The 7,121-nt window shown below is 45.0% G+C and carries 7 protein-coding genes and 1 pseudogene (1 of these 8 only partly in view); 7 read left to right on the top strand and 1 reads right to left on the bottom strand.

Annotated features, from left to right (window positions below):
* The 4 genes from QVP90_RS16165 to QVP90_RS16150 all read left to right on the top strand — a co-directional run.
* The coding region (locus tag QVP90_RS16165) for a hypothetical protein (protein ID WP_288204850.1) at positions 1 to 244 on the top strand (244 nt) is incomplete at its 5' end.
* 179 nt (positions 245 to 423) lie between these two features.
* A complete protein-coding gene (murB, locus tag QVP90_RS16160) occupies positions 424 to 1,425 on the top strand; it encodes a UDP-N-acetylmuramate dehydrogenase (protein WP_005930927.1) in 1,002 nt (333 codons plus the stop codon).
* A gap of 144 nt (positions 1,426 to 1,569) precedes the next feature.
* Positions 1,570 to 2,325, top strand: coding sequence for an MBL fold metallo-hydrolase (locus tag QVP90_RS16155; protein WP_005930930.1), 756 nt, complete (start codon positions 1,570 to 1,572; stop codon positions 2,323 to 2,325).
* 64 nt (positions 2,326 to 2,389) lie between these two features.
* A complete protein-coding gene (locus QVP90_RS16150) occupies positions 2,390 to 4,021 on the top strand; it encodes a DUF3352 domain-containing protein (RefSeq protein ID WP_007481985.1) in 1,632 nt (543 codons plus the stop codon).
* Between the two features lie 305 nt (positions 4,022 to 4,326).
* Here QVP90_RS16150 and QVP90_RS16145 read toward each other — a convergent pair whose 3' ends face one another.
* Positions 4,327 to 4,698, bottom strand: coding sequence for a DUF3127 domain-containing protein (locus tag QVP90_RS16145; RefSeq protein WP_025819990.1), 372 nt, complete (start codon positions 4,696 to 4,698; stop codon positions 4,327 to 4,329).
* 153 nt (positions 4,699 to 4,851) lie between these two features.
* On the opposite strand from QVP90_RS16145, the gene dnaN reads away from it, so the two are divergent.
* From dnaN to coaBC, 3 genes and pseudogenes are all read left to right on the top strand, one after another.
* Entirely contained in the window at positions 4,852 to 5,976 is a 1,125-nt protein-coding gene (gene dnaN / locus QVP90_RS16140) for a DNA polymerase III subunit beta (RefSeq protein ID WP_005930939.1), read from the top strand.
* A gap of 131 nt (positions 5,977 to 6,107) precedes the next feature.
* On the top strand, positions 6,108 to 6,887 hold the full coding sequence (locus QVP90_RS16135) for a 3'-5' exonuclease (RefSeq protein WP_021937007.1): 780 nt from the start codon (positions 6,108 to 6,110) through the stop codon (positions 6,885 to 6,887).
* An 89-nt stretch (positions 6,888 to 6,976) separates the two neighbouring features.
* A pseudogene (gene coaBC / locus QVP90_RS16130) lies at positions 6,977 to 7,121 on the top strand (bifunctional phosphopantothenoylcysteine decarboxylase/phosphopantothenate--cysteine ligase CoaBC) (it continues 1,085 nt past the right edge of the window).

Here is a 7,121-nt window from a genome sequence, read left to right as displayed (position 1 = left end):
AGAGATTGCTTTCGGTGCTGAAGAGATTGCTTTCAGTGCTGAAGGGATTCTTTCGGTAATGGAAGGATTGCTTTCAGTGCTGAAGAGATTGCTTTCGGTGATGGAAAGATTATTTTCGGTACTGAAGAGATTGCTTTCACGCCGCAAGGTTTCCCGGCCTCATTTCCTTCGCGTCAAACGGAACGTAGGTAAAAAGCGTAAGAAGGGGCGATTGTCTGAGCGAAGCGAGTTCGAGCCCCTTTAGCTTTTTACCGTAGTGCAGTAGCGAAGGAAATGCAGCCTTGATTTTTTCTTTGATTCTTTCTTTTGTATCAAGACAAAAGAAAGAATAGAATAATTTCATTAATTTTGTGCGCCTGTCCTCAGAACCCCTGCCGTCGGTCCGGCCTGTTTCTTTGTTACAGGATTAACCCTATAAAAGTTATGAAACAAGAAAATTATTCTCTTTTAGCTCATAATACATTTGGCATTGATGTGAAAGCCGCTTGTTTTTTGGAATATCATTCGGTGGACGAACTTCGCAGGATGGTTGCCGAAGGGCTTATATCCGAGCCTTACCTACATATTGGCGGCGGTAGTAACCTGTTGTTTACAAAAGATTATCCGGGCACGGTGCTCCATTCCTGTATTGGGGGGATAGAAATCATCGGTGAGACGGATGATGAAGTCCGGGTACGTGTAGGTGCGGGTGTGGAGTGGGATGACTTTGTGGCGGAATGTGTACGTCGCAGTTGGTATGGAGCCGAAAACCTCTCGCTTATTCCCGGAGAGGTGGGAGCAAGCGCGGTGCAGAATATCGGTGCTTATGGAGTGGAAGCGAAGGATTTGATAACTTCTGTTATCACGATGAACATCCGGGGAGAAGAGCGCGTTTACTCTGTGGATGAGTGCGGATATGCCTATCGTAAAAGCATTTTCAAATTTGCGGAGATGAAAGATGTTTTTGTAACGTATGTCTGTTTCCGGTTAAGTAAACGGGAACATTATACGTTGGATTACGGCACTATTCGTCAGGAGTTGACAAAGTATGATGAGATAACGTTAGAAACGGTACGCCGCGTGATTATCGATATTCGGAAAAGTAAACTGCCTGATCCGAAAGTGCTGGGAAATGCCGGTAGTTTCTTTATGAACCCCATTGTAGACAGAGAATGTTTTGAAGCTCTGCAGAAGGAATATCCGCGCATGCCTTTCTATGAATTGGCTGACGGTCGGGTGAAAATTCCTGCCGGATGGATGATAGACCAGTGCGGCTGGAAAGGAAAGGCATTGGGGCCTGCTGCTGTACACGACAAGCAGGCGTTGGTGTTGGTGAATTGTGGCGGTGCCACAGGAAAAGATATTATTTCTCTTTCGGATGCCGTACGGGCTTCCGTACATGAAAAGTTCGGGGTGGATATTCATCCGGAAGTAAACTTTGTTTGACGTAAAACTAATAAATTAAAGCCTCTCCCCAATCCTCTCCGCAGGAGAGGTAGCAAGGAGATACTCTTGTCTACTGATTAGTCGCAAAACTAACTTAGTCCCCTCTCCCACGGAGAGGGTTGGGGAGAGGCTGCTTGGTTAAGTATGAAAGTAACGATATTAGGAAGCGGTACTTCTACCGGAGTACCCGAAATTGGATGTACTTGTGAAGTTTGCACCTCTGCCGATCCGCGAGATCACCGGCTGCGTACTTCTGCTTTGGTTGAGACGGATGATGCGCGTATATTGATCGATTGCGGTCCTGACTTTCGTGCGCAGGTTCTCGGACTTCCTTTCAAAAAGATAGATGGGGTACTTATCACCCATGAACATTATGATCATGTGGGAGGATTGGATGATCTCCGTCCTTTCTGTCGTTTTGGTGAAGTGCCCATTTATGCCGAGGCATATACGGCCGAACGTCTGCGAAACCGCATGCCTTATTGTTTTGTAAATCATAACTATCCGGGCGTGCCCAATATTCCGTTGCAGGAGATTGAGCCCGGCCGGACTTTCCGGATAAACCGCACTTCGGTGACTCCCTTGCGGGTGATGCACGGACGGCTCCCCATCTTAGGGTATCGTATTGAAAATATGGGATATATTACGGATATGCTCACGATGCCCGACGAATCTTATGAACAATTATGCAATCTTGATGTTCTCGTGGTAAATGCGCTCCGGATTGCTCCTCATCCTACGCATCAGAGTCTGGCGGAAGCCCTCGAAGTGGCGCGGCGGATTGGGGCCAAAGAAACTTATTTCATCCATATGAGTCATCATATCGGATTACAGGCCGAAGTTGAAAAACAGTTGCCTCCCCATGTGCATTTTGCATTTGACGGATTAGAAATAATTTAGCAGAAGTTTTGGTTTTTTTATGGAAATTATTACTTTTGTCCGTAGCCGGTAAAACAACAATATTATGAAGCTTCGTACTTTGGTAAAAATTTCGATTACTACTTCTGTCGCGCTTTTGTGTACAGGTTTTGCGGTGTTCTCTTTTTTTAAGTTGTCGGCCGCAGAAAATAAAGAAGAATTTGAACTTTATACTTTGGTTCCGCCCAGTGCGGTCGGGGTTCTCGAAACAGATAATATGACTGCCTTGATACAAGATATAGATGAACTGACTTGTAGCAAGGACAACCATTTTCTGTATATTTCTAAAATCTTTTCCTGTCTGAAATCGCATCTTTATACACTTCTTGAAGAAACTCCGCACGGATTGAGCCGGCAGATGAGCAAGGTGTTGCTCAGTTTCCATGAGCCGGACAATGACCGTAATCAAGTGCTTTATTGCGCGCTCGGTTCGGGTGATTACGAGTTGATCGGAAAGTTCATAAAGAAATATTGTTCCAGTACGTTTCCTTCTAAAATGTTCGATTACAAAGGTGAAGAGATACGTATTTATCCATTGCCGGGCGATGACTTCCTTGCCTGTTATCTGACTTCTGATTTTTTAGTGGCGAGTTATCAGAAAAAGCTGGTCGAAGAGGTGATCGACGCACGTCTGTCGGGGCAGTCACTGCTCGGAGATTCGGTGTTTTCTGATATGCGTGCAGCGAAAAAAAACAATGCGGCTGCCACTATTTATACTCGTGTGCATTCACTTGATATGGGAAAAATGAAGGATGATGCACAGGAGCAGACACCTTTTGGGGGCTGGGTAGAATTTGATATGAAGTTGAATGGCGATGCTGTTTATTTTTCGGGTGTCAATCATGACACGGATACCTGCCTGACTTTTATGAATATGCTGCGCCGGCAACAATCTCTTGAGGGATTTCCGGGGGAGATTCTTCCTGTGACGACTTTCTTTTTTAACCAGCGATCGATTAGTGATTTGCAGTCTGCCCTCGATTTTGCTGCCAATGATCGGAATCCTGCGGGTGATATAATGATGTCTGCCGATTCTGTCGGGGTTTATGACGAGGCATTTGCGGCCTATCTGAAAGAACATGCCTTGCACGATATGACAACCTGTCTTTTTGCATACAATGATACCACGAAGTATCCGGCTGCAGTTGCAAGTCTTTCGGTTCGGGATGCAGTGCGAGCCGAGCAGATGCTTAAGATATTGATTGATAATTGTCCGCACGAGCGGAAATTTGTATCCGGTCCGGCTGTAACTTTTTGTTATACTCCGTCCAGAGCTTATCCCGTATATTTATTGCCCCGCAATACATTGTTTGCGCAACTGACAGGTATTGCTTCATCGTCTTTGCATACTTATGCATGCTTGTATGGCGGGCGCTTGTTACTGGCCCCTGATGCGGAGAGTCTTTCCTGTTATGTCCGGCATTTGGATAAGGGGGAGATACTGGAAGGGATGCCTGGCTACAGGGAAAGCATAGTCGGCCTGTCTGATGTGTATAATTTTATGTTTGTGGCCGATCTGGAACATATGTTTGTGCAGCCCGAGAGCTATGTCCGTTTGCTCCCGAGCTTCTTTTTCCGTAATCCGGATTTCTTCCGTTATTTTGTCCTTTCCGCCCAGTTTTCCTGTACGGATGGGGTGGCTTATCCGAATGTGGTTTTGCAGTACAAAGGTGAGTAAAAGTCACTTCGAAATTCCTCTGGCTTTTGACGAAATTATAGTCCGGTGTTTGTTCCGGAAAATGGAGGATGGTCGAAGGGATACGAACGATTGATGAAATTCTCATAAACTAAAAATCACCCTCGCCACAGGCTGAACTGCACCCCAAAAGTTGGACATAAAACTTTAGGAGTGCAGCTCAAGCAGTTGTAGCGAGGGTGATTTCGATAAAAGGGGAGTTTTGATTCATCCCCTTCGGTTTTCTGGTATTCCAAGTAATCCCGTTTTCTTAGGATCGATTTGAAATCTTGCTGGTAATTTCTTTTTTAGAACGGCAGGTCGTCTTTGGCGTCGCCGGCAATAAATTCCGGTGCAGCTGTCGGTGCCGGAGGAGGAACGGGTGCTCCCGGAGTCATCGGTGCTCCTGCTCCTACGCGTTCTACCTTCCAAGCGCGGATACTATTGAACCAACGGTCTTGCCATTGGCGTGCATCGACGTCGAAAGACACGGTAAGTTCTTCGCCCATCTGGATGTTGAATTGTTCTATTTTGTCAGCGCCAAATACGTCGAAACACATTTTGCGCGGATACTGGTCGTGGTTTTCGATAACGTACTCCTGGGATTTCCATTCGTTCCCGGTTTTAGAAACTCCGCCTCTGGGTTGGAGTATAGCGATAATTTTTCCTGTAAATTCCATTGTGATAATTTTTAATTCTGCGGCGAAGTTACGATATTTTAGGAATATTCGAAATACAACCCTGTGTTTTTTCTTTTGTTTTGTTGGTGCACCCCAATCTTTTTTCGTAACTTTGTGCATTAATAAAATTAAAAATTAAACATTCGGAAATATATGAAATTTATCGTTTCAAGTACTGCGCTTTTCAGCCATTTACAGGCCATCAGCCGTGTGATAAACTCAAAAAACGCGTTGCCTATTTTGGATTGTTTCCTCTTCGAACTGGAAGACGGAACGTTGTCTGTGACCGTTTCCGATAGCGAAACGACGATGGTAACTTCTATCGAAGTCAATGAAAGTGACATGAACGGCCGTTTTGCCGTGACTGCCAAAACCCTGCTCGATGCTTTGAAGGAGATTCCCGAACAGCCGTTGACTTTCGATGTGAATACCGGAACATACGAAATAACAGTGCAGTATCAGAACGGAAAATACAGCCTTGTGGGGCAGAATGCCGATGAATTTCCTCAATCGGCAGTGTTGGGGGACAATGCCGTACGCGTGGAAATGGACGCACAGATTCTGTTGGGTGGAATCAACCGGAGTGTGTTTGCTACGGCAGATGATGAATTACGTCCGGTGATGAATGGTATTTATTTTGATATTACTACCGAAGACATTACGATGGTGGCTTCGGACGGACATAAGTTAGTACGTTGTAAAACGCTGGCTGCCCGTGGAAATGAGCGTGCCGCCTTTATCCTGCCTAAAAAACCGGCTACGCTGCTCAAGAATCTGTTGCCGAAGGAAAGCGGGATGGTTGTTATCGAATTCGACGAACGCAATGCCGTGTTTACGCTTGAAAACTACCGTATGGTATGCCGTCTTATCGAAGGCCGTTATCCGAACTACAACTCGGTGATACCGCAGAATAATCCGCACAAGGTGACGGTGGACCGTCAGCAACTGATCGGTGCTTTGCGTCGTGTGTCCATTTTCTCGTCACAGGCAAGCAGCTTGATCAAGCTACGTATTCAGGAAAATGAAATTGTAGTTTCCGCCCAAGACATTGACTTTTCCACTTCGGCCGAAGAAACGCAGGTATGCCAGTATGCGGGTGCTCCGATGAGTATCGGCTTCAAATCGACATTCCTGATTGATATTCTGAACAACATTTCGGCAGAAGAGGTGGTGATAGAATTGGCAGATCCTTCACGCGCCGGCGTAGTAGTGCCGGTGGAACAGGAAGAAAACGAAGACCTGCTCATGTTGTTGATGCCGATGATGCTAAACGACTAAATGCAGTTGAAAGTTGAGAGTTGAAAGTTGAAAGTTACTATGCAGCATGATAGTGTGGTTGACTTTTAATTTTCAACTCTCAATTTTCAACTCTCAACTAAATAAGCTTTCAACTTTCAACTAAATTAAGCATGAAATTGAACCTAAAGAACCCTATTGTTTTTTTTGATCTGGAAACAACGGGTACCAATATCAACACAGACCGGATCGTAGAAATTTGTTATCTCAAAGTATATCCTAACGGCAATGAAGAGGCTAAAACCTTGCGTATCAATCCGGAAATGCACATTCCCGAAGCTTCTTCGGCCATTCATGGCATTTATGATGCCGATGTAGCGGATTGTCCCACATTCAAGGAGGTTGCCAAAAACATTGCCTATGACATTGAAGGAGCCGATCTGGCGGGATTTAATTCCAACCGTTTCGATGTGCCGGTATTGGTGGAAGAATTTCTTCGTGCCGGTGTCGATATAGACATTAGCAAGCGTAAGTTTGTGGATGTTCAGGTGATTTTCCACAAGATGGAGCAACGTACCCTTTCGGCTGCTTACAAGTTTTATTGCGAGAAGAATCTGGAAGATGCGCATACGGCCGAAGCTGATACGCGTGCTACCTATGAGGTACTGAAAGCGCAGCTTGACCGTTATCCGGAGTTGCAAAACGACATAGCCTATCTGGCCGATTATTCCAGCTTTAACAAAAATGTGGACTTTGCCGGCCGAATGGTTTATGATGACAACGGAGTGGAAGTTTTCAACTTCGGTAAGTACAAAGGGCAGTCGGTAAGCGAAGTGCTGAAAAAAGATCCGGGGTATTATAGCTGGATTCTGAACAGTGACTTTACACTCAATACCAAAGCCATGCTTACGAAAATCCGGTTGAGGGAGATGAGCAATTTGATCACAAAATGAGATGATTTATGAATTATAATTCATAAAATCACAATTCATAAATCACATTATCCCTCATAAGTCATAATTCATAAATCATAAATCTTTTCATGCTGAAAGGTAAAAAAATAGTTTTAGGAATTACGGGTAGTATCGCTGCATATAAGGCGTGTTACATTATTCGCGGACTGGTAAAACGGGGTGCGGAAGTGCAGGTTGTCATCACGCCGGCGGGGGAAGAGTTTATAACCCCGA

The organism is Bacteroides sp. CAG:189, from assembly GCF_000432295.1.
Classification (GTDB): Bacteria; Bacteroidota; Bacteroidia; order Bacteroidales; family Bacteroidaceae; genus Bacteroides; species Bacteroides salyersiae.
This window is presented reverse-complemented; position numbering and strand designations above follow the sequence as displayed.

Bases quoted from the DNA above. Each gene is read 5' to 3' on its own strand.
- murB (WP_005930927.1), top strand. From the start codon at position 424: ATGAAACAAGAAAATTATTCTCTTTTAGCTCATAATACATTTGGCATT.
- QVP90_RS16155 (WP_005930930.1), top strand. From the start codon at position 1,570: ATGAAAGTAACGATATTAGGAAGCGGTACTTCTACCGGAGTACCCGAA.
- QVP90_RS16150 (WP_007481985.1), top strand. From the start codon at position 2,390: ATGAAGCTTCGTACTTTGGTAAAAATTTCGATTACTACTTCTGTCGCG.
- QVP90_RS16145 (WP_025819990.1), bottom strand. From the start codon at position 4,698: ATGGAATTTACAGGAAAAATTATCGCTATACTCCAACCCAGAGGCGGA.
- dnaN (WP_005930939.1), top strand. From the start codon at position 4,852: ATGAAATTTATCGTTTCAAGTACTGCGCTTTTCAGCCATTTACAGGCC.
- QVP90_RS16135 (WP_021937007.1), top strand. From the start codon at position 6,108: ATGAAATTGAACCTAAAGAACCCTATTGTTTTTTTTGATCTGGAAACA.